A 26,427-nucleotide genomic window follows, 5' to 3' on the forward strand; every position below is an offset into this window, starting at 1 on the left:
AAAATATGCATCCATACCTTTTAAATATCGGCAAGTTCACCCTTTACACCTACGGCTTTTTTGTTGCTCTGGCGTTCCTGTTGGGTTTTTCACTTTTTCTCTACGAGGTGAGGAGAAGAGGATTCGATCTCGATACCGGGGTTGACATCGGCTTCTGGGTGCTGCTCTCCGCCATCCTTGGGTCGAGGGTGGTCTACGTCGCCGTGAATATCGACTACTACATCAATCATCCTCTCAGAAGCCTGATGATATGGGAGGGGGGGCTGGTATGGTACGGCGCCTTCTTCGGAGGGCTGATCGCCGCATTTATATACTTGAGGTCAAAAAAGCTCGATTGGTGGCTCTGGGCGGATATGGGAATCGTCCCCCTGGCCCTGGCCCAGGCTGTGGGCAGGATAGGCTGCCTCATGGCGGGATGCTGCTACGGAAAGGAGACCACCCTCCCCTGGGGGATCGTGTTCATAAAATCCACCATCGCCCCCAACGGTATTGCCCTCCATCCGACTCAGATTTATCACATGCTCTTTAACTTTACGATTTTCCTGTTTCTCTTCTTCAGGAGAAAGAGATCAGCCTTCAAGGGCGAGCTGGTGCTCCTTTACGTCATCCTTTACGGGTCGACGAGGAGCATCGTCGAGATCTTCCGCGGCGACCCGAGGGGATTCTTCTTCGATGGAATGATCTCCACGTCCCAGCTGATAGGTCTCATAACGGTTGCCGCCGCCGTTCCCCTCTATTTCTACTTCAGGGCCAAGAAAGCGCCCGAAGAAAAGGGGAAAAAGTAATCGGCGACGCCGCTGCCGAAATATTAAAACGGAAAACGGAAAACGTAAAACGGAAAGTGAAAGGAAATAAATAATGGGTAAAAATGGAAAAAAAGAGGGAAGGCTGGAATTTATCTTTCCCGACTATCGTATTTGGGAGGATGTGCCGTTCGGGTTCTGGTATGTCGGCTTCTTCGCCATGACGCTGGGATTTTTCAACCTGTCGATAAACTTCTTCTCCCACTTCGCCTTGCTACTAGGCTGGTTGACCAATACTGTCAGGGATTTTCCGAGAGAGCCCGGGGGACTCGACCTCGCCCTCTCGGGAGTTTTCGCCCTCTATTATCTTGTAAGCGCGCCCATCTTATTCTATTTGGCCTGCCTGTACTGGAATTTCCGCGAAGGCATAAGGAAGCGCCTCAAACTACTTTTTATAATAGACGCCGCTGTATTTGTAATATATAACATCGCGAACTTGAGCGGGCTATATCTCTACGAGAATCCGTACCTCAAGCTCAAGGCCCCGATATATATAATCCTCGTTGTTGCCGCACTCTACTTTGTCTCCACAAACGTGGAGGAGGATGCGAGGTCTATAATAAAAAAGTCGGGGAGGGAGGCCAAGGCCTGATCTTTCTATTATGCTTTTATGGAGCATCCATTAAATATGGAGTCATTATTAGTGAATAGATGTTGAAAAAAAGAGTCTACATAGTATTATATTCTTTACACCTTCATTTTTTAAAAGTCTCAAAAATATAGGAATTGTTCTTAAAAGCCTCGATTCTATTCAAAGATATGCTTTTCTGTTTTGACTTTTCAATCAATATAGTAGGGATTATATAATAAATAGTAATATTTTACTGAATTTGAGTAAATGATATATAGATGTTTTAATAGGTCCGAATTTTAAAAGAATTGAATATGATTAAGAGGCTCAATATAAAAGATAATTTTTATGCTATTCTTTATCGCTTAAGGACAGCAAATCCGATACGTTTGGTTGTTTTTGGGTATCTTTCTTACATTTTTATAGGATTTGTTCTTTTATGCATGCCATTCATGCATAAAATTTATGTTAATCCCCTTGATAATCTATTTATTGCCACTTCCGCAGTTTCGACAACCGGATTAACGACAGTTATTGTGAGTGATGATTATAATTTCTGGGGGCAGTTGGTCATCCTTGTTCTTATTCAACTGGGCGGAATCGGATATATGACTTTTAGTTCGTTCGTTATATTGTCTACAAAGAAATACCTTGATGGTCGCACAAAGAATATTGAGCAGACTGTGTTTAGCATTCCTAATAATTTTAAAATTGAAAAGTTTGTATTAAGCGTAGTACGTTTTACCGCAGTAATCGAAATTCTCGGAGCGATAGGGTTGTTTTTTGTTTTCTGGCAGAAAGGTGTAGTGAATCCCCTTTGGAGCGCGATATTTCACAGCGTTTCCTCTTTCTGTACAGCCGGCTTTAGTCTATTTCCCAATAGCTTCGAGGGATTTGCGAATAACTTCTATATCAACGCAATTATTTCGGTTTTAAGTATATTAGGAGCGATGGGATTTATCGTATGTGTGGATGTTTGGCGTCTCATAAAGGGCAAACAAAAGCGTGTTACTCTGACCACAAAGGTTATTTTCACAATAACATTTTGGCTCTTATTAATCGGGTCGGTTTTAATGTTTTTAACTGAAAGCTTCGGAGGCGATATTACTCCTGAAAATAGGATTTTGTTTTCGTTATTCCAAGCCATGACCGCTTTTACAACAGTGGGATTCAACACTGTCAATATTAGTACTATGTCTAAATCGGCTATAATGCTTATTTGTATTTTGATGATTGTCGGCGCTTCGCCCTCGGGTACTGGCGGCGGATTGAAAACTACTACGTTTTCGGCTATTTGGGGATTGATGAAAAGTGCTATTAAAGGCGAAAAAGATGTACACATTTTTAGTGAAATAGTGCCAGAAGACCGTATTAAGACAGCCATTGCGACGCTAAGCTTTTATATTTCTACACTTATTATCGGCACATATTTGCTTACCTTGACAGAAAACGGAGAATTTTTAGATATTTTTTTTGAAGCAGCCTCTGCTCTCGGGACGGTCGGTTTGAGCATGGGGATCACAACAGGATTGACTATTTTGGGTAAATTGATTGTGATCCTTATGATGTATATAGGCCGTGTGGGTCCTCTTACTTTTGGTATGGCGCTATACGTAAAACCCGAGCTTATTTTTGATAATGAGAGGTCGGATCTTGCAATTTAGGTTTTTTAAAGATATAAAGTATGTGTATGAAGTTTTGAAGGGAATCAAAAATATTGTACTTCTTGTGCTATTTTTTTGAATCTCATTTATTTTAAATAAAGCCAATGCCGGATAGCAAGATTTACACTCAACAATAACCTTATCATATTTCATAAACATATAGGACTAATTACTCCCACCGAAAAACAACGATTGAAGCAGCCTTTGATATTCAAGATCAGCTTATGAAAATACCTAAGCCGGGATCGACTCCGACTCCCGCGTCTCGTAAAGCTCAATCGCCTCCGCGGGACATACCGGAACGCATAGCCCGCATCCCATGCACTTCTCCGGGTCGACTGCGGCGGTCAGGTCTTCTGTCATCGCAAGCGCCCCGAAGAAGCACCGCTCGATGCAGGATTCGCAGCCGGTGCATAGGTCGGCGTCCACCCTTGCCGAGAACCTGCTCGGGGCGACAATCTTTACGCCCTCGTTGATGAATATCGGCAGCGTCTGGCAGCAGTCGCTGCAGCAGTTGCAGATGAAATTCTGCTTAGACTTGCTGTTCATGATGACGTGGACAAGCCCGTCGTCGTCCGCCTTTCTTATTAAGGCCTTCGCCTCGTCCCTGGTAAGCTCCCTTCCCGTTCCCCTCTCGATGGAATAGTCGGCGGACTTGTCCACCTGAAGGCAGACCTCCAGGGGCGCCCCGCACTTCCCGTCTATCGTCCGGCAGGTGCAGTTGGTCACGGCGAACCTCCTGGCGTTGTCGAGGATCGTCATTACGTCGTCGATCGCCTCTATTTTCGATTCCGGTGTGATCGTCTCCCCGATGGGGACGATGCGGGTGAAGGGGTCTTTTATCACCTGCTCCACTATCTTGGCGTAGCCGGGCCACTCCTCGTTCATATATTTCAGCCACATGTCGTGATACGACTTGGGGGCCTCCGGCCAGAGGATCGTGGCATCGTGGAACTGAACGAGGTCGCGGCACATCCTGTAGATCGTGCCGGTCTCCTTTTTCGACTTGAAGATAAGGCCCTTGTGAAAAAGCTCGTCAAGCATCTTCTGGGTGGTCTCCTTGTCCTTTCCGATCTTTTCCGAAAGCTCTTCCGCTGTCCCGGGAGTCGCCATCAACAGGATCGCCTCCTCTTTATTTGCGATGAACTCGAATAGCTGGGGGATCATCTTAGATCCAGAGGTCATTATCCTGTCGGACATCTGTTCGTAGATACTCTTTTCTTCAGTCATTTTTTACTCCGTCAATAGTGGGAGAAAACATTTGAAAATAGCCTATTTGTAGATTCAAGGAATACACCAAATATCTAATTTAAGGGCATTAACTGAAAAACGCGCCAGAAAGTGAATCAGAGAACAATTGAAGGGGCACGCGAAACATCATTTGTGCCATAGTAACATTTAGCCATGTTTTTTGTCAAGAAAGTATGGGGAGGAAGACTTGAATTAACGGGATTATAAATAAAAAAAGGGAGGAAGAATGGCTCTTCCCCCCTTTTTTCAAGGCTTTGATTTAAGTCCTAAAAGAACTTCTCCAGGACGCCTTCGCCGAATTTTACGAGGGCAGGAGCGATGACAAGGGACACAACGCTCATCAGCTTTATCAGGATGTTCATTGAGGGGCCCGATGTATCCTTGAAGGGGTCGCCTACGGTATCGCCAACGACGGCCGCCTTGTGGGGACCAGAGCCTTTGCCTCCGAAATGTCCCTGCTCGATATACTTTTTGCCGTTATCCCAGATGGCTCCGCCGTTCGCCATGAAGAGCGCCATGAGGACGCCCGTGGCGGTCGCTCCGGCAAGCATTCCTCCAAGGGCCTCTTTGCCAAGGAGAAATCCAACAAGGGGCGGCATGATTACGGCCGCAAGCCCGGGAACGATCATGTACTTGAGGGATGCCCTTGTGGCGATGTCCACGCAGCGGCTGGGGTCCGGTTTCCCTTTACCTTCCATGATCCCCGGTATCTCACGAAACTGGCGTCTGATCTCCTCGACCATGCTCATGGCGGCCTTTCCGACCGCGGTCATGGTCTTGGCGCCGAGGAAGAAGGGTATACTGGCCCCGATCAATATTCCTACCACGACAAACGGGTGGATCAGATTTACGACATCGATCATTGCGGTTTGGGTGTAGGCGGTAAAGAGGGCAAGCGCCGTCAAAGCGGCCGATCCGATCGCGAAGCCCTTGCCGAGTGCCGCTGTGGTGTTGCCCAATGCGTCGAGGCTGTCGGTAATCTCCCGAACGTTCTTTCCAAGGCCCGCCATCTCGGTGATTCCTCCGGCGTTATCGGCGGCGGGACCATAGGCGTCAACGCTCATTGTAATTCCCACTGTTCCCAGCATACCCACGGCTGCGATGCCGATTCCGTATATGCCGGCGAACTTGTATGAGAAGAGCGTTGCGACGACGATGATAATGATCGGGATTATGGTGGACTCCATCCCCAAGGCGAGGCCCGTGATGATGTTTGTCGCCGGTCCCGTTTGGGAGGCCTCCGCAACACGGATTACGGGGACATTCTTCGTAAACCAGGTGTTTTCCGACGTGTACCATTCCGTAACAAGCCCGATCAGGATACCCGCGAAGGTTCCCGAGAGGATTGCGACAAAGGCGCCGTTGCTTCCGAAGGCGTTGGCTACGAAGTAGTTACCAATCAGGAAGAGACCTGCGGCGAGGAACGTCGAGTATCTCAGTGTTTCGGCCGGGCCGATTTTCCTGAATATCTTGACGGAAAATATTCCCACCAGCGAGCAGAGAAGACCTAATGCCACAACCACAAGGGGAAGCGCCATCAGGCCCTGTTTAAGAAATGTAGCGGTTTCTTCATTTACATCTATTCCGGCGTTTAAGACGCTCTGGAGCGTGGCTATTGAAGCTGTCGCGCCGATGGCGATGGTGGCGATTATCGCCCCAACATAGGACTCGAAGATATCGGCGCCCATACCGGCTATGTCACCCACGTTGTCGCCCACGTTGTCCGCGATGACTCCGGGGTTCCTCGGGTCGTCCTCGGGGATTCCGGCCTCGACCTTTCCCACGAGGTCAGCGCCCACGTCGGCGCTCTTTGTATAGATTCCGCCGCCGACCCTGGCGAAGAGGGCGATGGAGCTGGCTCCCATGGCGAATCCGTTGATGTATTGGGCGGTCTCGAGGTCACCGAAGACTATGAAGAAGATCCCCACGCCCACAAGCCCGAGGCTGGCGACCGAAAGTCCCATAACCACGCCGCCCATGAATGAGATCGTGAGGGCCTTTTCAAGGCCGCTCGTTGCCGCCGCCTGAGATGTCCTGACATTTGCCCTTGTGGCGGCCTTCATTCCGAAGAAGCCTGCTAACATAGATGAAAAGGCGCCGGAGATATAGGCTATTGTGGTCATCCAGCTTTTATCGACAAAGAGACCCAATAAAACGGCAACGGCAGCGAGAAATATGAGGAGTATCGAATACTCTCTCTTCAAGAACACCATCGCTCCGTCGTGTATCTGCTGGGCAAGGTCCCGCATCAACTCGGTGCCGTCGTCCTGCTTCTTGACGAACATGTAAATGAACAGTGCCGTCAAGAGTCCTAAGAGACCAATTATCGGCGCAAAATACGCCAACTTGTAACTCATACTTTCCTCCACAATAAATAGACTGTAGTAATGTGGACCGCCACTCCGAGGTTTTGAACTATTCGTTAAACCTGTTCATGGCAAAATCCACTCCGTCGTGTAGAATCACGAAGAGGGATTCTTTCGCCCTCTCTATTATATCCTCAAGCTGAAGGGCCTCGTTTGATGAGAACCGGCCTAAAACGAAATCGGCGGTGTTCTCATCATCGTCCCTTCCAATTCCAATTCTAAGTCTTATGAAGTCCGATGTGCCAAGCTCGTCAATGATCGATTTCATTCCCCTGTGCCCACCGGACCCCCCCCTCGGGCGAATCCTGATCCTCCCGAAGTCAAGGTCGACATCATCGGAAACGACGATGATATCCTTGGGCGAGAGGCGGTAGAAATCCAAGACGGCCGATACGGAGTACCCAGATCTGTTCATATATGTCTGGGGAAGGGCCAAAAGCAGCGTCTCGTCCCCTGCTTTATCCTTCCCCCCACCGTTTTTACCCTTCACTCCCCCGTCATTACCCTTACCCCCCCCGTTTCCATCGCCCCTTTTGTCTCGTTCAATCTCCCCGATCTTGCCTATACCGATCTTGGTGTTGAACTTTCGCTTTTTTATCGATATTCCGATCTCCTCCCCGAAGGAGGAGACGACCATAAACCCGACGTTATGTCTGGTTTTTTTGTATTCTCTGCCCGGGTTTCCAAGCCCAAAGATGGCCTTCATATCTATAAAAGTAACCCACGTTTTGGGTTTAATCGCCGAGAAAAAAGATCAAAAAATATCTATCTCTCTCTCGAATTATCGGATCCGATCGAGGTCAGCCGTAATACTCCAACCTTTTAGAGATTCCAACGGTGCCCCAAGTCTTCCAAACGAATGGATCGCCCACTCCCTGAAAAAATCCAATTGGCCACTCCGATGGAAATCGCGGCAACAGTGTCTACTCTTCTCCTTCCGCTTCACCCTCGGTCGTTTCTTCCCCTTCGCCCTCGGCGGCTGCCTCCTCGGCCTCAAGCTCCTCTTCAACGGCTTCCTCGTAAAGTTTGGGCGCAACCACAATGACAATCGTGTAGTTGACGCTCGTATCGGTTTGGCAGCCCTTTGGAAGCTGGATGTTGCCTAAGTGAATGGAATCTCCAACATTGAGTTCTGAAACATCAACCTCTATATATTCGGGGATGTCGGCAGGGAGGGCGGATATCTCCAATTGCCTCCGGATCTCCTGCAGAATCCCGCCCATCTTTACGCCCTGCGGCTTTCCGACGAAATGTATTGGAACCTCTGCGGTCAACTCCTTTTCCATGTCGATCTTGTGAAGATCGATGTGGAGGTATTCGCGGGTCAACGGGTGAACCTGGAGCTCCTTTAAAATGACGATGTTGCCATCGAGTCTCTTTCCCCCTTCGTCCTCTCCGATTATATTGAAGAAGGGGTTTGTGGTTTCGAGACCCTTCATGGTCATTTTAAGATCGTGGGTGTTGGTTTTTATCATCAGGGGCTCGGTCTTGTACCCGTAAATGATTCCAGGGACCATACCGCTTCCCCGCAGCTTTCTGGCGGCTCCTTTCCCCGAAGATTCTCTCGTTGAAATTTTCAATTTTTCAATTTCCATCTCTTGTCACCTTTTTTTAGTAAATAAGGGCCTAAAAGCCCATCTCAACATATTTAAGAATAGATATTGAGTCCTTTTTTAATTATCTTTTCTGCTTTTGGTTTTTATAGAAAAGCTCGCTTACGGATTTTCGTTTATGGATCCTCTTTATTGCTTCCCCGAAGAGTTTTGAGACCTTTAGCACCTTTATTTTGCCGGATTTTTTTGCCTCTTTATTGAGGGGGATGGTATTTGAGACTATAATCTCTTCTATGGGCGATTTGTTTATCCTGTCCACCGCCGGGCCCGAAAGGACGGGGTGTGTGAGGACCCCGTAGACGTTGTTAGCGCCGTTGTCCTTCAGGGCCTCCGCGGCCTTGACCAGCGTTCCCGCCGTATCGACCATATCGTCCAATATTACGGCGTTCCGGCTCTTTACGTCACCGATTATATGCATCACCTCGGCGACGTTCGGCCCCTGCCTGCGCTTGTCTATTATTGCGAGTCCCACTCCGAGTCTCTGGGCATAGGCCCTTGCCCTTTCAACGCCGCCGGCGTCCGGGGATACGATTATCATATCCTTTCCGAATTTATCCTTCAGGTATTCGAGCATTACCGGGGACGAGTAAAGGTGATCCACGGGGATGTTGAAAAAGCCCTGGATCTGTCCCGCGTGGAGCTCCATGGAGATAACCCGCTGCGTTCCGGCGGCAATAAGGAGATCCGCCACGAGCTTTGCCGTGATGGGCGCCCTCGGAAATACCTTCTTGTCCTGCCTGGCATAGCCGTAGTAGGGAATGACGGCGGTGATTTCTTCCGACGACGCCCTCTTCAAGGCGTCGATCATAACGAGGAGCTCCATGAGGTTATCGTTCACCGGGGGAGAAGTCGACTGTATGACAAAGACCTGCATTCCCCTGACGCTCTCGTGTATCTCCACCGAGCATTCGCCGTCGGAAAAGGCGCCAACCTCCGCCTTGCCCAGAGGTATTCCCAGAAAATCACATATCTCCCGGGCTATCTGCGGATTAGAATTTCCAGTAAATACCCTAATCTTCTTGTTCAACTCTATTCCCTGTCGCTATTTTTTAATCTATGATTTACCCGTCTTTATCTTGTGTTATTGGCCTATATTTATCCAGTTGGCTGGGGTGGGAGGATTCGAACCTCCGAATGCGGGAGCCAAAGTCCCGTGACTTACCGCTTGTCGACACCCCAAGATGTAAAGATTCTATCTCCCAGGTCTACCTGTCTCTTTTTTGATCCGAAGCGGAATAAAACATCGAATCCCTCGATAACACGAAAATTTTTATGATCGGCTAACCGGCGCATTCCATTGCCATGAATCTTTGTGTGGTCGAGTGTTCAAGTTCCCCCCTGTGCCGCAGCTGTTTTTGAGATAATCGATTACCAGGCGTCTCCCGTTTTAAAAAAGTAAAAAATGCTATAACGAAATACGATATAGCCCCATTAAAATTGCCGTTGCCCAAATTTTTCGAGAATTATGAGGAGGCTTACGGCTCAACGGCGGATATTCTTTAAAAGTAAAAGGCCGTCAATAAATAATCACCGCAAACAGCACCTTCCGCCGATAGGGTTTCCCCCTTCCTCCCCCTGTCGACGCTCACCCCAACGTCCCTTTCCCCCTCTCTCTTATCCCCTCCCCCCTGCTTCCCGTCCACCCTGTTTTACCGAGGGATCTTCGGTCCCGTGTTGCAGTTCTCAAAGAGGCCGATCAATTTACGGATTTGGTAATAATCTAATATTCGTCATCAAAGCTTTTCTCTGTATCTTCCCCTCCTACAGGGGCTCCCCCCTTTTCAAGCTCATTTTCATATTCTCTCAGGACAACTTCTTCTATCATCTCCCTGGTCTTGTTGTTGAGGGGGTGGGCGATGTCCCGAAAGGTTCCATCTTTTCTCTTTTTGCTCGGCATGGCCACAAAGAGTCCGTTGTTTCCATTGATGATCTTAAGGTCTCGAATGATGAAACAATCATCGAACGTTATGGTTGCGTATGCTTTTAATCTCTCTTCACCTACTGGGAAAACTCTGACCTCTGTAATCTCCATTGATGCCTCCATAGCCTTGTGTTACTTGAAAAGTTCCTTCGTGCTGAAAACCGTTAAATTTCCTAAAAAACGCTTAGTAGAAGAGATTTTGCGCCAAAAAAACTGTCCAATCATTTTTTGAACGTATCTCCTCGAAAGCCCTTTTTGCTTCGATCCGGTTTCCGAAAACGCCGAAAACGGATGACCCACTGCCAGTGAGCATTGCTTTTAATGAGCCGAGCCTTTCGATCTCTCTCTTGATCCGGCCCACTTCGGGAAGATAAACACTATACCCCCCCCCATCTCTATCCCGGTCGTTCCTTTTGTCGTTAACAATCGGCTCGACCCCCACCACGGTCTCGAAGTCGTTTACCATTCCCTCGATAAGACCGCCAAGAGTCCCATTAAACTTCGGAATAATAATACTTTTTTTGTTAAATGTCAATACTAAATCAATCATTTTATACGCTAATTTTGTTGAAACGGAGCCGGGCGGTTTGACGACAACCATCCATGTCTCCGGGATGCCCTCGATCTTTTTGAGGTTCTCTCCTATCCCCGTGACCAGAGCCGGGGAGCCGAAGATGAAGAACGGTACGTCCGACCCTATTTTCACCCCCAAGGTGAGGAGTTCGTCTAGGCCTAAGCCGAGGTTCAGATGGTCGTTCAGCTTGAGCATCACCGAGGCGGCGTTGGAGCTGGCCCCCCCTAGGCCAGATTCCAGGGGGATGTTTTTTTGTATATTTACCTTTATACCTATGTCGACGTTTGCTTCTTTAAGGAGGGCCTCGATGGCCCTGTAGACCGTGTTTGAGGGGCCTTGCGGGACTTTAGTGTTGTCCGATTCGATCTCTATCCGACTACCCTCGAAGGCAACGGTGATATGGTCGTATATATCGATAGCGCTCATTACCGTTGCGATTTTGTGATAGCCGTTGGGGAGTTTTTCGCCTACCTTGAGAAAATAGTTCACCTTGGCGGGAGATTTGAACTTTAAAATCTCAGACACCGACGACCTCCCTTATCCTTGACCAGAGCTTCTCCTTGCCGGTACCCTTGAGAGACGAGAAGAGAACGATGTCATCCGGCCTGCATTCGAGGGTCTCGGCCATCTTGATGAGCCGTCCGTCTATTTTGCTGCGCTTCTCCTTGTCCGCCTTGGTGGCCACGACGAGGGAGGGGATGTTGGTTTCCTTGAGCCACAGGAGAAAGGAAAGCTCCTCCTCTTCCGGCCCGCGCCTTATATCGACAATCACGACGACAAGTTTTAGGGCTTCGTTTCCGGTGAGGTATTTTTCCACCATTGGGCGCCACGCTCTCCTCATCCCGGCCGGGACCTTGGCGTAACCGTAGCCGGGGAGATCTACGAAGACGAGCCGGTCATTGATGTTAAAGAAGTTTATCTCCCTCGTCCTGCCCGGCGTGGAGGACGTCCTGGCGAGCTTCTTTCTCCCCACAATGCTGTTGATCAGGGAGGACTTCCCCACGTTGGAGCGCCCGGAGAAGGCCACCTGCGGCCTTTCGCCCGGCCCCCTCAGAAAATCGCCCGGGTCGGTCGCCCCCCTGATAAACTCCGCCTTTGTGATTTTCATGGCTAAAAAAACCTAATATTTTCGCCAGCCGTTGGACATCTCCTCCAAAATCTTGTTCAGCAGGATGTCCCTGTTCAACCTCGTGATCTCAAAGAGCCTGACGTCTTCCCTGCGCTTTATACCGGTTATGAAATCGTATCCCGTCGATTTCTTGGAAATTGTCGCGACGACCGTTCCGGCGGAGTCCATTGCCCCCAAGACCGCGCTCCTGAATTTTTTCGATATGCATTCCATCTTCCCTATCTCGTCTATGATCGTGAAATCAAGGCCTTTCAAAATGGAGGGAACGGCGACCTCCTCGACATTTTTCAGAAAGACGGTGTAGCTTCCCATCCTCGCGGAACCGATGTTTGACGCTTTTCCCGGGCTTAATAAGCTCGACTTTACCGCCAGCGGGACCCTCTTCGAGCCGGCGCCGAAGGGGACGGTTATTATGTCGAATCCCATCCTTTCGCCTTCGCTCCTCACCTCTTTCGTGACAAAGCCCGATTTTTCGCCCGGGATTTTATCTATGAGATCGATGATCAGGGTCGTCTTTCCGGAGCCGGGGAGCCCTGTAATGAGGAAGTGTTGTCTCGGCTCCCCTTTGCGGCTTTTGATGTTTTTCATCGGTTTAGGATGAAAATATTAAATAGAAAATAGGTTCAAAGGTACATGGAATGATCTTTAAAATTTATTCAGACTATAAACATTCAAATTAATCTCTATATTGGAATGGCACAAGTGCGGGAACCTTTTGGATAGGCCGAGCGGGGTGTTGACATGCAACTGGAACGGGGACTTAATCTCATCATCAACTTTCCGGAATCCCTAAACAATCCGGATTTAGGGCAGCATTTAACGCCGGGGGCGGCCGTATACAACCGCAGCGTTCTAAACCTGAAGCCTTTGATCTACTTTAGAACTGTATATTCGGCCGCCAAAAATCAATAATATGAATCCCGGAATCCCGGCAAACGTTTCCTTGAAAACTATATGTGATGGAAAACGAAGAAGCTTATCCGCCCTTAATGTCAATATAAGAAGAGCCGTTAAACCGGCTCTTAATAGATTTACTGAAAGACACTTTGGAGGTAGTTTTTAGCCTTATTACAAATCCTGCTTTCTCCGCCCGTCCGTCTCGGCCGCCGTTAGGTTACTTATCGTCTCCACCAAATCTTATTGCTTCCCTTATTACTTTGCCTGTCTTCCCGACATCCTATCCCCTTCCCTTTAGATTGCTTTACCGACCTTCCCTAGTTAGATTACTTTGCAGTTCTCCCACTAAATATTGCCGGCCCTCCATTTATTGATCGAGATATTAGACGGCGGACGGGACATACGGGACAGCTCGGCGTCTAAAAAACCACCGCTCCTGCCCGCAGGGACTACCTGCCCCTCCTGCGCTTGTGCCGCATCTTGTCGCGAAGCTTTTTATACTTATGCTTTCTCATCTTCTTCCTGCGCTTTTTAATCACACTTCCCAAACGGTTACCTCCAGAATTAAGATAATCTAAACTTCTATCAAATTAAGACTGATATATCAAGATAATTTTGTGAAAAATTGAAAATAATTTCGATTTTCCTTTTGTACAAAGAATGTCCCAAAAAATGTAAAAACGACATATTTTTAGCCTATTTATCTAATTAATCGGTTGACACTCCACCTTATATCTGGTAAATTTTTTACTATACATATTATTTATATTGTATCATATTTACTGGTTGCTTTTTTAGGTCTGAACAGATTGGAAAGATATGAGATTTAGAAGGAAAAAAGAGATTAAATGCTCAACTGCTGGAAAGAACGACGAGCTCAGGACCGTAGACATTGACGGACTGACTATTTCGTACAAGATCAGCGGCTCCGGGCCGCCCCTGGTTTTTTTCCACGGCTGGGTAGGGCACGAAGACACCTTCGGCCTTTGCCACGAGGGTTTCGGACGGTACTTTACCGTCTATCGTCCCGCCTGGCCCGGATACGGCGGAAGCACCCCGATGCCCGGTTTTACCGTCGAGGATTTCGTGGAGGTCGGAAGGAAATTCATGGACAAGCTGGGATTAAAAAACGTCACCCTGATAGGCAACTGTCTCGGTGGTAACGTGGCAATGGAGTTCGCCCAGCGCTATCCGAAATATTTGTCTAAAATGGTCTTGATCGAGATCCACGCGTACTTCCCTAACTACCTCTATCCCCTCCTGACACCGGGGCTGGGGGCGTTCATATACTGGTTCGTTTTCAAGAACATAACGATGTTTAACTTCCTCAACTCCTTTATTCCCCTTCAGCGAAAGGATCCAAGCGACGATTTTCCCTATACATGGGAGGGGTTTGAGAGAACGCGTATAAGGAGCTCTCTTGGCTTTTTGCGGGCGATCTACAGGTACTCCAAGAAAATGGGGGACGATTATGTCGACAACTACAAGGTGGACGTGCCCATCCTTTACGTAGAGGGGGGAAAGACCTTCGGTCCGGTGGACGCCTTTTCTCAGAAGGTGAGGGAGCACTTCGATAACACCGAGATCATATCGTTGCCGGAGGCGGAGCACAACCCTGTATGCGAACAGCCGGAGTTATTCAACGAGCGGGTCCTCAGGACGATGGGATTTGACGCATGAGGGGAGTAGGTGGGCAGGAAGTTATTGGGGATCGGCAAGGGGGATTTACAAGGAGGGATTGGTAAGGGGGGCCGGCAAGATGAGTCTACAAGAAGAGATTAGGGGGGAAAGGAGAGGTTGGCATGGGGGGGTCGGGTTTCTGTGTCGTGTCTTTTCAGGGTGTTCTGCGATAAAAAAACCTTAACGGGATTCGTTTAATCGATCTACTGTAATTGCCCCGGCCCGATTCCTCAAGTAGGGTCGCAACTTTTTTTCATCGAACATTTCATTTTCCTATCAAACCTTTAGAAAGCCGTGCCTCGTCTCGAAGACGCGGGAGGATGAAGTGCCCGGCAAATAAATCTGTATTAAAAAGAAGTTCGGCGGTGTAAAAAACATCACGTCTTTTCCGTCTGTCGAGAAGGCGGGCGGAGATTTATGGGGTGTCAGGAGCCTTGGTATTTTTCCGTCAAGAGGTATTTCTTGATTTTCCCCGTGGGGGTTCTGGGTAAGTTTGTGGTAAAGATGAACTTCTTTGGCGTCTCGATGGCATCGAGTCTTTCTGAGCAGAATCGATGAAGACCTTTTTTTGTTATGTCCATTCTGGGATTTCTCATCACGACGGCCGTTAGTATTTCCTCCCCCCGCTTGCCTTTGAGGACGATCACGGCGCAGTCAATTACCGCCTCATTCGATTTTATGACGTTTTCCACATCCAGTGAAGAGATGCTGCTGTTCCCAATGGTCAACGTGTCCTCCCTCCTCCCCACAACGTAAAGGAATCCGTCTTCATCGAGTCTGCCTATATCACCGGTGTGGAACCAGCCGTCCACAATGGTCTCCCTGGTTTTTTTGTCGTCCTTCAGGTATCCGGCCGTCAGGGCGATGCTCTTTGTCGCAATCTCCCCGTTTTCCCCGATGGACATGTCTTTGCCGTCGTCATTTACGATTTTAACCTCCGCTCCAAAGTAGGGGGTGCCGACCGATCCCGGCTTTCTCCTCTTCTCCTCCGGCCCGATATTGGTCAACAACCCGCATTCCGAAAGCCCGTAGTATTCGTAAACGTTGGGGCAAAGACGCTCGTATATTTTCCCCAGGAGTTTTTCAGAAAGGGGGCCTCCCGTGAAGACCAAGCCCCTGAGAGAGGAGAGGTCGTATTTGTCGAGGTCGGGGAGCTTCATGATGACGGAGGCTATGATGGGGATCCAGGTCGTGATGGTGACCTTCTCCTCTTGGATTACCTCGAGGATCTTTATCGGATCGAAGTTAATGATCACGTTTTTCGCCCCGGTGAAGAGCCCCACCCCGCACCAGCTGAAACCCGACCTCCCCGTTATCGGCATGACGGTAAGGATAATGTCTTTTTCGGTCACATCGTGGGCGAAGGCGAAAATGGGAAGCGCCGCGAAGTTGGCGCCGTGGGTTATAAAGAAGGGTTTCGGCAGTCCCGTCGTTCCCGATGTCATGTTGATGAACTCGTTGTCTCGGCCCGTCACGGCAACATCCGGCTCACCCTTTGACGCCCCGGATATTAATTCTTCATAGGATATGGCAAATTCGGGAAGGAGGTCGCCGACGTATATATAGCGCCTGACATTGGGGAGGGAATCGACGGCCCTGTGGAGCAGATCCCTCGAGTCTTCGCAGAAGATTACGGTTTCGGCATCCGACAGGTTTATGTAATTGACCATTTGCGGCCGTTCCATCCTGCAGTTGAGGGGAACGCCTATGACACCTATCTTTGCCAGCGCCCCGTATGTCTCGAATATTTCGGCCCGGTTATCGACCAGGAAGGCGCAGGTGTCCCCTTTTTTCAACCCCATTTGGAGGAGTCCGTTGCCGAGGCCGTTGACGCGGTCGTTAAATTCGGCGAAGGTAAACCTCCTTCCCGTCTTGACGCAGTATATCGCTTCCCTGTCACCGTATTTTACGGAGGCGATCCTTGGGAAATTTCCTACTCCTATCTCTTGTTCCGAGTGACTCATTTTTCTATTCAAGAACGGGATCTAACGAATTATGAAACGCTTGAGACCTCGCCCGATCCACCCCTTTACGATTCCGAAGGTAAGATTGGAGGAGCTCAGACAGGCGTGGATTCGGCCGAATCCGGGTTTTATAAGATCGCTGCCCCCGCGTTTTATCATAACGACCTTGAGGATTCCGTCGCCGTTGAGGATTCGGGGGGTATCGGGACTGGTCATGTTGTCCCCCTTGGTTGTAACCGTGAGGTCTTTTTCGTTTTCAATGATATTGATAACGCGATGGGCCGTGTAGCTCTCCTCTTGAGAAAAGCAGACTATGTCGCCGAGTTTGATGTCTCCCCCCTTTCCGTTTACCTTTTTGACGATGAGAGTGTCACCGGGCCTCAAGGCCGGGTACATGCTGTAGCCGCAGAAGGGGATGGACCTGATATTTACCGGTCTCACAAATAGTCCTAAAGTTATGGTTTAAAGCCGCCTACGCATCCGGCTCCGGAGGGGATACCTCCACCCCTGCATCCCAGGGCGTTATAATTCCCATCCAAGCATTGACCCGCATAAGGATTCCCGCCCCCGCCGCAGTTTCCCGTGGCCTGTCCGCCGCCGCCGCATGAGCTGGAGGCCCGATTTCCGCCGCCGCACATTGATTGTCCCAGAGCTTGGGCCTTGTCAACATCGAGGTCTATCACCATCGGAGGCTCATAAATTTTCTTCTTCATAAAAATAGCTCACCTATAGTTATTTTTAAAGTAATACCTTGGTTATTTAAAAAATCTCTGACCATATTTGCTTTACACGTTATTAATTACCGCCCACCCCGGATCCGCTGTAAATTGTCCCTCCGCTGCGGCAATTCCCCTCGGCGGCGGAGCCGATTCTGTATTGTCCGACGACCGAATCTCCTTTCGAATATCTCCCTTCAGAGGCGGCTTCCGTCTCGATTGACCGACAGCTAAGATCCAAACCTTGCCGGGCTCAATGATCGTCGGACATTGACATGAATTCTTTTCGCCTATCTCCTCTTTTATATCCTCCCTCTCCGAAGAAAGTCAAAGGATTTATGTAACGGGTAAAGTGGAGATTATAAAAGGGAAAACGCTCCACAATCTCCTTGACCGATATAAAGGTCTCCTTCGCCTCTTTTCCCGGAAAATATCTAAAAAAGTGGATGTGATTGTGCATAATCCTCAGAATCGCCTCTCCTGGCTTCACCTCTTCCACGAAGTTGTCCTTATCTTTTATCAGGAAGAAAAACCTCTTTGCCTGGATAAGCTCCCCCCTGTTCTCTCTGCTTGGCACCTGGGTAAAGGGGGATGGCATCGTACAGTAGTCCTTCCCCCGCCTAAAGCAGAGCGATCCGTCGTCGGCCAGAAGCCTCTTCCTCCCCATTAGATCGGCGATGGTGCTCTTTCCCGCCCCTGACCCGCCGAAAAAGATATAACCCCCGCCGTCGATCTCCGCCGAACAGGCGTGAAGCATCATCCCATTGTACAGCGGGGCGAACAGCCCCACAGCCGCCTGAACGGCCAGGGATACACTGGAGACGGTATCGCTGAAGTCTCCCTCTAATATCAGGACTTCGCCTTTGGGTTTTTCGTAGTCCGCAAACAGGAGGAACGAGTTATGATAAAAAACGGCCATCCTGTCCCTGCTTAAAAGGGGGATCAAAGAGGGCGATCCCAAAGCGGCCCCGTTCCCCCTTGAGCTCCTCAACAATGTTTTGGTCCTACGCCGTCTCCAGCCAGGTGAGACCTCGGTGAACGGGAAGCGTCCCTCGATTTTTAGAAAATAGTCCCTCAGTGCCCCGGCCTCGCCTCCACCGAAAAGCTTATCCAATGGGACGTCCGGGCGTTCCCGCACCACGAGGGGGATATTCATATTCCCCTCGGCTGAGAGGTAATCGGGGAAGATTTTACCGATTGCCCCCGCATATCGATCCGATTCTTTCCCCGTAAATTTTATTTCGAGCTTTACGCCTCCGATGTCGATGTTGGTCGAACCCATCATCCTCTTTTCACAATATTATTATACAAACATCCTTTTAGAAATTATTTCTTTGTGCCAAATTTTCGATCTTGATCATCATCACTCCAGATAATCCTCGTCTCCGGGAAGAGGCCCATCTCGTACGCCTCCTGACAGATGCGGTCAGGGGCGGAGAGGTCCCCGTGAAGCACGTAGGCGTTCGCCCTGCACGACCCGAGGCACAACCCCTTAAGGATGCACATCCCGCAGATCCCCTTCATATTGTCGGGCACGATCCTCCTCAACTCCGATAAGACGGGGCTGTTTCTCCACACATCTTCCAGATTGTCCTCCCTGATGTTCCCTATGACAAGGTCCGGCACCTCCTTCCCTATCCCGCAGATCGATATGTGCCCGGATGCGATTACGCCGATTATGTTGAGGATGTGGCATTGGGCGTTGTTCCCCTTGAAAAAGGAGTCTATCTTCTTGAAGGCCGTCGGGATGGTGAAAAACGTCTTGATCCGATACTTCTCGTTCAACTCTTTCTCGGCCCATGAGGATAGCCTGATAAGCTCGTCGACCGGGATCGTTTTTCCCCCCTCCGTCAGCTTTTCCCCCCTCCCTACCGGCATGACCGGGTTGAACTTGACCGAGTCGGCGTTGAGGCGCCTTGCCATGGCGACAACCCCCTCGATGTCCCCGGAGTTGTCCCCAATCAGGCTCATGATGATCTGCACCTTTAACCCCTGGCTCACCATATGTTCGACGCCTCTTACCGCGTCTTCCCAAGACCCCTCAACGCCCCTAAAGGAGTCGTGAAACCGGGGGTCGGAGCCGTCGATGCTGACGCTTATCGAGGAAGCGTTGCTGCGCTTTAAAAAGGCCGCCGTTTTTTCGTCTATCAATGTCCCGTTTGTCTCGATATCCAGCACAAGCTCTTCCGACGACACCACCTCGATTATCTCGAATATATCCCTGTTCAGAAACGGCTCCCCACCGGTGAGTTTGATATTGAAAAGGCCTATCGGCCTTCCCTCCTTGATGATTTTCCTTACGTCGTCCGCCGTTATCCCTTCTGGGGCCTCTTCGGTCTCCGGCACGAAGCTCGGGGTCAGCCAGCAGTGGGAGCACTTGAGGTTACAGCCGGAGGTTAGGTAGAGATAGGCCGAATTCAATCGATAGCTCGGTTTTTCATCCGACACCATCTTTAAGCTCCTCGGAGTAAAGCTTGTAACAGCAGAACGGATCCCTGGCGAGCATTGTTCCGTAAGTGTAATACGCCGAGGCGGGGCACCCGGCCGTGCACAGGGGGGCGTACCGGCAATCCTTGCAGGTGGAAAGGCTTGTTACAGGCGTCGAGAATCTCCTTCTGAACTCCACGAAGGTCTCGGACTCCCTCCAGATGATATCGAGGGGGGTGTTGAGGATATTTCCGGCCGTGATCTCGGGGAGGCGGTCGCAGGGGACCGCCCAGCCGTCGGGCCTTATGGCGCACTGGTTCCTTAAAGCGCCGCAGCCGGAGAGGAAGTGGGTGTCCGGATCATAATCTTTAAGGTCATACTGCTTTATGTTTCTTATCCCCTCGAAAATATCGTCCATCTCAAAAAAAGTTCCGGAGATAAACGGGTAATCCGCCCTTATCTTCTTTAACTCCTCGACTATCCCTTTTACCTCAAGGGCGTTTAGCTTGAGCTCCTCCATATATTTTAGGCCCCGCCCCTCGTATAACAGGTAGTTGAACTTCATGCTCGAAATTCCCGTCTCTCCCGCTAGTTTTGCTGCGGCCCTAAGCTCTTTGAAATTGAGCCGGGTTACGGTGCAGTAGGCGCTGACATCGTGCCCGAATCGTATAAGGTGCTCGATCCCGTTAAGGGCCGCCTCGAAAGCCCCGATTCCCCTCAGGAGGTCATGGGAGCCTGGGGTAGCCCCGTCGATGCTGACCATTATGTCGTCCATCTTCCTCCTGTACTTGGTGAGCCTCTCGGCCCCCTCCTTGTCTATCAGCGTTGCGTTCGTGTTCAGGGAAATCCTCAAGGGCTTGCCGTAAAGGGCGTCCAGGATATCGTAGAAATCCTCCCGGACGAAAGGTTCCCCCCCGCTGATCTTTACCCTCAAGACCTTGAGCCTCTCTATCTCGTCAATGAAATCGAGCCACTGATCCGTTGTGAGGTCAGGGCCGTAACTGAAGTCGTCCGAGTAGACGGCGCAGTGCTTGCACGCCTGGTTGCACCTCGATGTGATCGAAACAAAGAGGGACATCGGTGTCTTTGGTATCTTCGGGACATATGATATGTCTACAGGGTCCGAAGTCTCGCACGTCGCAACGCCCTTTTCTATATTATCTGTTTCCATTGGACAAAGCCCTCATTCTACACTCCTGAAGCGAAGGTGTCATTCTGAGAGGAAGCCTCGCGTCTTGATCTGCTCGATGAACTCTTCCACGTCCTTTTTTACGGTCCCCGACTCGACGTCGGAGTATTGGGACAACACATTCTTTACGATGTCATCCACGCTGTTCTTGCCGTTCAGCTCCTTGAAGACGAAGACGCCGGTCTCGTTCAGCGCCTGGAGTCTGTCCTGTATCGGATCGAAGAGAAAGGCCCCGTCGTCCTCCTCCCTGAGAACAATATCTTTCTTTATCGAGGGGCAGCGCGCTTTATCGTCTCCCATTTATCACAACTCCCTTTTTAAAGAATTCAGCGTATATCCTTTTTACGTCCTTGAAAACAGGCTCGAACTCCTCGCCGTACATCTCCCCTATGATCCTCGATATCCCATCAACGTCAAGCTCCCCGTCCGTTGCGGTGTAGACCGCCGAGGCGGTCTCGTTGATCAGAATGGAGGTTCGTCTCTCCAGATCGAAGAGGACGCTCTCCCCACCCTTGAAATCGACCGAAAGGATATGGGGATTTCTATTAAAAATGGTTCCCCCGCTAAGCGGGGGCGGTTTCGGTTCCCTCGGTTTTTTCGCGGTTCTGTTTCTGATAATGTCTATCGCTTGCCTTAAAATGGGCGGCATTACTCTTTCCTGCGAAATATGATGCCGAAGAGAGATTTTAGGAGGTGAATCGTTCTTGAGAAATAGATCTTACCGCTTTTCCCGTGCTCCGCGCCGCTTCCTCCTTCCCTCAATAGGACTCTCCACTCGGGAAACAGCAGTTCTCTATAATAATATAACTTTTGTCTTGAATTGTCAATATTTAAGCCCAGGAGGATATCGCCGAATTGGAGGGAGCGCCTGCTCCCGATTGCCGCCGATACAAGCCTCCTCTCGATCGGGCCGGGCTTAAACCCGGAGACTTCATCCGAGTTTAGGGGAAAACCGAACCGCTCGGTCAATATCCAGAGCATCCTCCCGACGATCTTTATTAGTTTATTGGAGCCGGCATTGTCAAAAAGCAGGCCGAGGGAAAACCCTTCGCCGAGGGACTCGATCACCCTTCCCACGTCCATAAACCAGTAGTTCATGAGATACGAGTGTTTCAGGGCGTGGTGGGACGAGATTATTATCGTGTGGTATGGGTTTGTGGAGAGATAATCGGCGTCCCCTATTTTGATCTTTTCGGCCGACGCGAATATCTCGTCTGTGGACAGGGTCGGAAGATATTCCCTGCTCCTTATCCTCCCCTCGTCGATTATCTTCGTGTGGAGGTCGATGTAGAGCGAGCCTTTTGACCAGTGGGCTGGGATTTCCCCTTCGGGTTCTGCCGAAAACGGCTCGTACCCCGCCCCCTTAAATATCTCTGCCGCCGCCCCGAAATCTTTTTGGTGGATTAGAATATCGGCGTCTGTGGAGGGCCTTATCCTGAAATCCTTGTAGTAACGGTTGATGAGGTCGTGCCCCTTGATGAGGACCGCCCTCACCCCCCCATCATTGAACATTTTGAATATTGCCTCGAGCTCCCGCCTCATCGCCATGTTCAACAATTCCGTGCGGGCAAGCGTCGTCCTGGCCCTCTTGATCTCCGCATCGGCAAGGAGGGGGAGAAGCCCCCAGTCGGTCAGTGCCGTGATCAATATCCCGAGAGAGCCCTTGTCCACGGCGAAGGGGATAAGGTTTCCCGGAAGCCTGTCGATTTGCGGAAGCGACGCGGAAATCCCTTTTCCCGCCCATCGGCTTATCAGGGCGAGCCTGATAATCTCCGCAGCGCTTAAGAATCGAGCCACCCCTTGCCTCCAAAAGGCTCCTAAAAGCTTCTAAAAGAGATATTTCGGTTCAAATCATCTTTATAAAAACGAGCCGACATATCAATATTACAATATTACCAGAATCTGAAGGTAAATTGTGTTTTTTATTGTAATTTCCCAGAAACGACCCTGTTGCTACGAAAAAAACCGCCCATTCATTGACAAAGGGGTCTCGATAAAAGTATAATCCGAAAAAGACGTTAGAGTGGAACTGAAATCGATTTAATGGTGATAAAAGTGAGAACTGAACTTGAAGAGAGCGCCAAGGCGCTGAAGAAAATCTTGAACGCGAAGTCTCTGGCCGTTGTCGGGGCGTCGAACAGCTTTATGAGTCCGGCCACAAACCTCATGGCCACGATCCTCTCCAGCGGGTACAAGGGAAAGGTCTACCCCATTCATCCCAAGGAGGATATCGCTTTGGGGCTCAAGGTCTACCGGAGCGTCGTGGACATCCCAGGGGAAGTGGAGCTCGCCGTTATCGTTGTCTCCAACAAGATCGTCCCCCAGGTGCTGAAGGAGTGCGCGGAGAAGGGGATAAAGAGCGCCGTCGTCATCACGGCGGGATACAGGGAGATGGGCGAGGAGGGGGCAAGGCTGGAGAGGGAGCTTCACGATACCGCGAGGGAGCTCGGCATCCGGTTCACCGGCCCGAACTGCATCGGGATCATCAATACCCACAACGACCTCGACTGCTCCATGTTCTATTACGAGGGCGTCCCCGGCGGGGTGGGGCTTGTCTCCCAGAGCGGGAGCTACATCACCCAGCCGCTGCCATATTTCTACAGGAGGGGGATAAACCTCTCCAGCGGCATAAGCGTGGGCAACCAAACCGATATTGACATCGCCGACTGCCTGGCCTATTTCGCCGACGATGACAAAACGAACGCCGTCGCCGCGTATATCGAGGGGATAAACGACGGCGAGAAGTTCATCGAGGCGGCCCGCGCCTTAACAGCGAAAAAGCCGCTGGTCGCCCTCTACGTAAGCGGGACGGAGGCTGGCTCCAGGGCCGGGAGGTCCCACACCGGCGCCGTTGCGACCCCCGACCGCGTCATAGACGCGGTCTTCGCCCAGACCGGGGTGATAAGGGCAAAGGACGTCCAGGAGCTTTTCGACTTCGTCCACGCCTTTTCCCTCCAGCCGCTGCCGAAGGGGAACCGCGCTGCCGTCATCACGAACTCGGGGGGGCCGGGGGTTTCGATGGTTGACGCCGCCGTGAGGCTGGGACTTACCGTCCCGGAGTTCTCGAAACCGTTTCAGAAAAGGCTCAGGGAGATAAGCATCCACACGGCCCAGGTGGGAAACCCGGTAGACATGACGATGGACTTCGACATCAGGAAACAGTTCATCGACGTGACGAAGATGGTCATCGAGAGCGGGGAGGTGGACTCCGTCCTCTTCTACGGCGTCTTCGGCGGGAAAAACTTCGACAAGAAGTTCGAGATACTCGGGATAGCAAATGACGATATGCGGCTCGGCTATTACAAGTACATAGATCAGGTGATCGAGGAGTTCAACGGGATTATTAAGGCTTCAGACATCCCAGTGGTGACGGCGTCTTTCACCGGCAGGGAGGAGACCGCCGTTGCGAAGATGATCGAGATGGGGATACCGATCTACTCCACGCCGGAGCGCGCCTCGGCGGCATTGGCGGCCATGACGAGATACGCCAGGTTCAGGGGAATGTTTTAATTTTTTAGTAATTTCGTTGGGATTTTTCCGGAAGCGGTTTTTGTGTATTGGATAAACGATAGTAATATGCTCCTTTTTCAATAATGTCTTTTTGGATTTTATAAGATATGGATTTTAACGGAATTCTATTAACTGCGATCGTCTTTGTTTTGGTATGTGTTATGGGCTATTCTCTTTATAAGGTGTCACAAATATACCAGAAAAAGGCTTAGAAAGTTTTCGAACAGTGCCATATGTCTCGCGAAAGGGACAAAGCACTTGATGCCATCACAAAAATTGAAAACGAAATGAAATAGAAGTAATCCAAATCATCTACTATTTAAGCAAATCCTTCAAGATAGAAACCAAGAAGCCGAGAAAGATACAAAATCCCTTGACAAAAAAGGGGGGGGATGTTACTTTATACTTTCGAGTTTTATAAGCATTGTGGGCTATTAGCTCAATTGGTAGAGCAACTGACTCTTAATCAGTAGGTCCTAGGTTCGATCCCTAGATAGCCCACCATTTTTTTTGTTCTTTTTTAAGGTCTTATCTCTCGCAACAAAGCGAGAGTGGCGGAATTGGTAGACGCGCTGGATTTAGGATCCAGTGGATAATTTCCGTGGGGGTTCAAGTCCCCCCTCTCGCACCAAAACAACCCACCTTATTCATTTTTTAGCAATAATAACCCCGTAATTCAAACAGATTCGTAGGAGCTGACGTTAATGAAGGTAAGCGTTGAAGAAATAAGCCCAGTCAAGAAAAAAATTTCCGTCACCGTTAAGAAGGACACGGTGAACGAGGAGTTCGACAAGACCTACAGGGAGCTCGGCAAGAAGGCCAAGGTGAAGGGGTTCAGGCCCGGGAAGGTTCCCCTCAAGATTTTAAAGCAGCAGTTCAAGGAGCAGGTCGAGGCGGACGCCACGGAAAACCTCTTCAAGAACACATACCCCAGCGCCCTCTCCGAGGCGGAGATAAACCCGATCACCTATCCCGAGGTGGATACCAAGGGGGCGAAGGAGGACGAGGAGTTCGCCTACACGGCGACCGTGGAGATCATGCCGGAGGTGGTGGCAACGGGCTACAAAGATCTCGAGATAGAGAGGGAAAAGGTCACGGTTTCCAAAAAGGAGATCGACGACGTGATCGAAAATTTCGCCAACGCCCACGCCACGCTGGAGACGGAGGAGAAGATCCGCCCCGTAAAAAAGGACGATATCGTGATGGTCGATTTCAAGGCATCGTCCAATGGAGAGGCGATAGAGGGGGGCCAGGTGGATAATTACCCACTGGAGGTAGGGGCGCAGCTTCTGGGGGAGGAGTTCGACAAAAAGATCATCGGAAACAAGAAGGACGATAATATTAAGTTCGAGATCGGCTTCCCCGAAGATTACAAGATGGATATCTTCAAGGGGAAGAGGGTGGAGTTCGACGTCACGATAAAGGAGATAAAGATAAAGAAGGTGCCCAAGATAGACGACGAGTTTGCAAAGGATTTGGGCAGTTTCGAGTCGCTGAAGGAGCTGACGGAGGATGTCGGAAAGAGGCTCACGGGAAACGAGGAGAGGAGGATCAAGGCCGATTTTGAGAAGAGGATGATGACAAAGCTCATAGAGCTTAATTCCTTCGAGGTCCCCGAAGCCCTTGTCGAGTCCAGGAGCATCGACCTCATCAGCAACACCGAGATGAGGCTAAGGAGCCAGGGGATGTCCCTGGACGCCATGGGGAGCGACCCGAAACAGCTGATGGAGATGGTAAAACCGCAGGCCGTCTTCGACGTGAAGGCAAGGTTCATCATCGAGGCGATAGCCAAGGCGGAGGGGATCGAGGCGACAAGGGAGGAGGCGGAAGAGAGATTAAAGGAGGACGCGGAGCGTTCCGGGATGAAATACGAGGATATTAAGGGGAGCTATGACAAGAACAACGCCTGGGGGGAGCTGGTCTACATGCTTCGCTCGGAAAAAACCCTTGATTTTCTCGCAAAGATTGTTAAAATAAAAGAGGTGAAGAAAATCAAGTCGGAGGCGGGTAACGGGGAGGAAAGTTAAGGGGGGTCAGGGGGGTTGGTGCAATTTTTGTGGGGGGTGGGGCAAATTCGTGGGGTTGGTGGGTTGTGGTCAATTTTTATAAGGTGGAGGAACGGTGTGGAAGGGGTGAAGGTCTAAAGGGATGA

General features: G+C 50.1%; 25 protein-coding genes and 3 tRNA genes. 8 read left to right on the forward strand and 20 right to left on the reverse strand.

All coding sequences use genetic code 11. The features are described 5' to 3' along the window. Positions 1 to 5 precede the first annotated feature (5 nt). The 3 genes from lgt to JW984_08165 all read left to right on the forward strand — a co-directional run bounded on the left by lgt (position 6) and on the right by JW984_08165 (position 3,038). Positions 6 to 785 (forward strand): prolipoprotein diacylglyceryl transferase, encoded by a 780-nt coding sequence (gene lgt / locus JW984_08155; protein MBN1573153.1) that lies wholly within the window; start codon positions 6 to 8, stop codon positions 783 to 785. A gap of 73 nt (positions 786 to 858) precedes the next feature. Beyond that, positions 859 to 1,395: a hypothetical protein gene (locus tag JW984_08160; GenBank protein MBN1573154.1), complete on the forward strand. Its 537-nt coding sequence runs from the start codon at positions 859 to 861 to the stop codon at positions 1,393 to 1,395. A gap of 293 nt (positions 1,396 to 1,688) precedes the next feature. Then, positions 1,689 to 3,038, forward strand: coding sequence for a potassium transporter KtrB (locus JW984_08165; GenBank protein ID MBN1573155.1), 1,350 nt, complete (start codon positions 1,689 to 1,691; stop codon positions 3,036 to 3,038). A gap of 234 nt (positions 3,039 to 3,272) precedes the next feature. Here the strand turns inward: JW984_08165 and JW984_08170 are convergent, their stop codons facing one another. The 11 genes from JW984_08170 to JW984_08220 all read right to left on the reverse strand — a co-directional run bounded on the left by JW984_08170 (position 3,273) and on the right by JW984_08220 (position 13,337). After that, positions 3,273 to 4,268 carry a 4Fe-4S binding protein gene (locus JW984_08170; GenBank protein MBN1573156.1) on the reverse strand — a complete coding sequence of 332 codons (996 nt, stop codon included), beginning with the start codon at positions 4,266 to 4,268 and terminating at the stop codon, positions 3,273 to 3,275. Between the two features lie 287 nt (positions 4,269 to 4,555). Next, positions 4,556 to 6,646: a sodium-translocating pyrophosphatase gene (locus JW984_08175; GenBank protein ID MBN1573157.1), complete on the reverse strand. Its 2,091-nt coding sequence runs from the start codon at positions 6,644 to 6,646 to the stop codon at positions 4,556 to 4,558. 58 nt (positions 6,647 to 6,704) lie between these two features. Continuing rightward, the gene (locus JW984_08180; GenBank protein ID MBN1573158.1) at positions 6,705 to 7,361 is read right to left on the reverse strand and encodes an aminoacyl-tRNA hydrolase; all 657 of its coding nucleotides are present in this window, start codon (positions 7,359 to 7,361) and stop codon (positions 6,705 to 6,707) included. 217 nt (positions 7,362 to 7,578) lie between these two features. Next, positions 7,579 to 8,250, reverse strand: a complete 672-nt coding sequence (locus JW984_08185) for a 50S ribosomal protein L25 (protein ID MBN1573159.1) — start codon at positions 8,248 to 8,250, stop codon at positions 7,579 to 7,581. 82 nt (positions 8,251 to 8,332) lie between these two features. Beyond that, on the reverse strand, positions 8,333 to 9,295 hold the full coding sequence (locus JW984_08190) for a ribose-phosphate pyrophosphokinase (GenBank protein MBN1573160.1): 963 nt from the start codon (positions 9,293 to 9,295) through the stop codon (positions 8,333 to 8,335). Positions 9,296 to 9,372: 77 nt separating this feature from the next. Then, positions 9,373 to 9,447 (reverse strand) — tRNA-Gln (locus JW984_08195). A gap of 541 nt (positions 9,448 to 9,988) precedes the next feature. Continuing rightward, positions 9,989 to 10,300 carry a septation regulator SpoVG gene (gene spoVG / locus JW984_08200; protein MBN1573161.1) on the reverse strand — a complete coding sequence of 104 codons (312 nt, stop codon included), beginning with the start codon at positions 10,298 to 10,300 and terminating at the stop codon, positions 9,989 to 9,991. Between the two features lie 73 nt (positions 10,301 to 10,373). Then, entirely contained in the window at positions 10,374 to 11,288 is a 915-nt protein-coding gene (gene ispE, locus JW984_08205; protein ID MBN1573162.1) for a 4-(cytidine 5'-diphospho)-2-C-methyl-D-erythritol kinase, read from the reverse strand. Further along, on the reverse strand, positions 11,281 to 11,871 hold the full coding sequence (locus JW984_08210) for a YihA family ribosome biogenesis GTP-binding protein (GenBank protein MBN1573163.1): 591 nt from the start codon (positions 11,869 to 11,871) through the stop codon (positions 11,281 to 11,283). The genes ispE and JW984_08210 overlap by 8 nt, the downstream gene beginning before the upstream one ends. 12 nt (positions 11,872 to 11,883) lie before the next feature. Continuing rightward, positions 11,884 to 12,480 carry an AAA family ATPase gene (locus JW984_08215; protein MBN1573164.1) on the reverse strand — a complete coding sequence of 199 codons (597 nt, stop codon included), beginning with the start codon at positions 12,478 to 12,480 and terminating at the stop codon, positions 11,884 to 11,886. A 758-nt stretch (positions 12,481 to 13,238) separates the two neighbouring features. After that, entirely contained in the window at positions 13,239 to 13,337 is a 99-nt protein-coding gene (locus tag JW984_08220; GenBank protein ID MBN1573165.1) for an AURKAIP1/COX24 domain-containing protein, read from the reverse strand. A 271-nt stretch (positions 13,338 to 13,608) separates the two neighbouring features. On the opposite strand from JW984_08220, the gene JW984_08225 reads away from it, so the two are divergent. Further along, positions 13,609 to 14,469: an alpha/beta hydrolase gene (locus JW984_08225; GenBank protein ID MBN1573166.1), complete on the forward strand. Its 861-nt coding sequence runs from the start codon at positions 13,609 to 13,611 to the stop codon at positions 14,467 to 14,469. A gap of 425 nt (positions 14,470 to 14,894) precedes the next feature. On the opposite strand, the gene JW984_08230 is transcribed toward JW984_08225, so the two are convergent. The 9 genes from JW984_08230 to JW984_08270 form a co-directional block, all read right to left on the reverse strand. Then, positions 14,895 to 16,433 carry an AMP-binding protein gene (locus JW984_08230; protein ID MBN1573167.1) on the reverse strand — a complete coding sequence of 513 codons (1,539 nt, stop codon included), beginning with the start codon at positions 16,431 to 16,433 and terminating at the stop codon, positions 14,895 to 14,897. Between the two features lie 21 nt (positions 16,434 to 16,454). Continuing rightward, positions 16,455 to 16,874, reverse strand: coding sequence for a signal peptidase I (locus JW984_08235; protein MBN1573168.1), 420 nt, complete (start codon positions 16,872 to 16,874; stop codon positions 16,455 to 16,457). 14 nt (positions 16,875 to 16,888) lie between these two features. Then, entirely contained in the window at positions 16,889 to 17,146 is a 258-nt protein-coding gene (locus JW984_08240) for a hypothetical protein (GenBank protein MBN1573169.1), read from the reverse strand. A 256-nt stretch (positions 17,147 to 17,402) separates the two neighbouring features. Continuing rightward, the gene (locus tag JW984_08245; GenBank protein ID MBN1573170.1) at positions 17,403 to 18,434 is read right to left on the reverse strand and encodes a hypothetical protein; all 1,032 of its coding nucleotides are present in this window, start codon (positions 18,432 to 18,434) and stop codon (positions 17,403 to 17,405) included. A gap of 41 nt (positions 18,435 to 18,475) precedes the next feature. Continuing rightward, entirely contained in the window at positions 18,476 to 19,600 is a 1,125-nt protein-coding gene (locus JW984_08250; GenBank protein ID MBN1573171.1) for a radical SAM protein, read from the reverse strand. Then, on the reverse strand, positions 19,587 to 20,747 hold the full coding sequence (locus tag JW984_08255; GenBank protein ID MBN1573172.1) for a radical SAM protein: 1,161 nt from the start codon (positions 20,745 to 20,747) through the stop codon (positions 19,587 to 19,589). The genes JW984_08250 and JW984_08255 overlap by 14 nt, the downstream gene beginning before the upstream one ends. 39 nt (positions 20,748 to 20,786) lie before the next feature. Beyond that, on the reverse strand, positions 20,787 to 21,065 hold the full coding sequence (locus JW984_08260) for a PqqD family protein (protein MBN1573173.1): 279 nt from the start codon (positions 21,063 to 21,065) through the stop codon (positions 20,787 to 20,789). After that, entirely contained in the window at positions 21,052 to 21,414 is a 363-nt protein-coding gene (locus tag JW984_08265) for a PqqD family protein (protein MBN1573174.1), read from the reverse strand. Before JW984_08265 ends, JW984_08260 begins: the two co-directional genes overlap by 14 nt. Next, positions 21,414 to 22,562: a nucleotidyltransferase family protein gene (locus JW984_08270; protein ID MBN1573175.1), complete on the reverse strand. Its 1,149-nt coding sequence runs from the start codon at positions 22,560 to 22,562 to the stop codon at positions 21,414 to 21,416. Before JW984_08270 ends, JW984_08265 begins: the two co-directional genes overlap by 1 nt. A 258-nt stretch (positions 22,563 to 22,820) precedes the next feature. Between JW984_08270 and JW984_08275 the strand changes: the two genes are divergently transcribed. The 4 genes from JW984_08275 to tig all read left to right on the forward strand — a co-directional run bounded on the left by JW984_08275 (position 22,821) and on the right by tig (position 26,302). Continuing rightward, a complete protein-coding gene (locus tag JW984_08275) occupies positions 22,821 to 24,275 on the forward strand; it encodes a CoA-binding protein (GenBank protein ID MBN1573176.1) in 1,455 nt (484 codons plus the stop codon). A 428-nt stretch (positions 24,276 to 24,703) separates the two neighbouring features. Further along, positions 24,704 to 24,779, forward strand: a tRNA-Lys gene (locus JW984_08280). A gap of 41 nt (positions 24,780 to 24,820) precedes the next feature. Next, a tRNA-Leu gene (locus JW984_08285) sits at positions 24,821 to 24,906 on the forward strand. 73 nt (positions 24,907 to 24,979) lie between these two features. Further along, on the forward strand, positions 24,980 to 26,302 hold the full coding sequence (gene tig / locus JW984_08290; protein ID MBN1573177.1) for a trigger factor: 1,323 nt from the start codon (positions 24,980 to 24,982) through the stop codon (positions 26,300 to 26,302). The last annotated feature ends 125 nt before the right edge of the window (positions 26,303 to 26,427 follow it).

Origin of the sequence: Candidatus Zymogenus saltonus, from assembly GCA_016929395.1 — a bacterium.
Lineage (GTDB): Bacteria > Desulfobacterota > Zymogenia > Zymogenales > Zymogenaceae > Zymogenus > Zymogenus saltonus.